Raw genomic sequence first — 575 nt, forward strand, 5'->3', positions numbered from 1 at the left:
GCCGGATTCCGTTTCGTTGTATGCACCAGATGTTCCGCTGCATTGAAACGTTTCTTACTGTTCTCAATTTGGGCCAGTTCTTCCCATACAGATTCATACACTTTGACCAGATAGCGGACAGCAGAACGGTAAATCTCCAGTGTCTGGCGGATCGGAATATTCTGTTTTCGTAATTCTACACCATAACTGGATATGATTTTCATTCGCTTTTTCCTCCGGGTTTTAACGGGATTTTTCCTTCTGCCCTTCTATGTAAGCAAGTACCTGTTCACGGCTCCGGTCACTGACCGTTACAACACAATAAGACGGATTCCACAAATGTCCTCCCCACAACTCTTTCTTTAGCTCTGGATGTAAAAGGAACATCTGGTGTGCAAGATTCCCCTTCATGATTTTGATCATGTCTGAAATATAAAACTGTGGTCGGTAATCTACAAGCAGATGACTTCTTTCTTCATAAAAATAGTATACCATATGCATAGGAATAACTCAAACATTTGTTCCCATTTTGGTAAAAATTTTGCGCGTCTAACTCATCACTACTACAATATATTTATGGGTAATCCCCTTACTTC

At 40.7% G+C, this 575-nt stretch carries 2 pseudogenes; both read right to left on the reverse strand.

From position 1 onward, the window contains the following. Positions 1-203, reverse strand: a pseudogene (locus DWX32_RS19370) (IS200/IS605 family accessory protein TnpB-related protein); the annotation flags it as partial. Positions 204-222: 19 nt separating this feature from the next. Further along, a pseudogene (gene tnpA / locus DWX32_RS20815) lies at positions 223-444 on the reverse strand (IS200/IS605 family transposase); the annotation flags it as partial. Between the last annotated feature and the right edge of the window lie 131 nt (positions 445-575).

Source organism: Blautia sp. AF19-13LB (assembly GCF_003479105.1).
Taxonomy (GTDB): Bacteria; Bacillota; Clostridia; order Lachnospirales; family Lachnospiraceae; genus Fusicatenibacter; species Fusicatenibacter saccharivorans.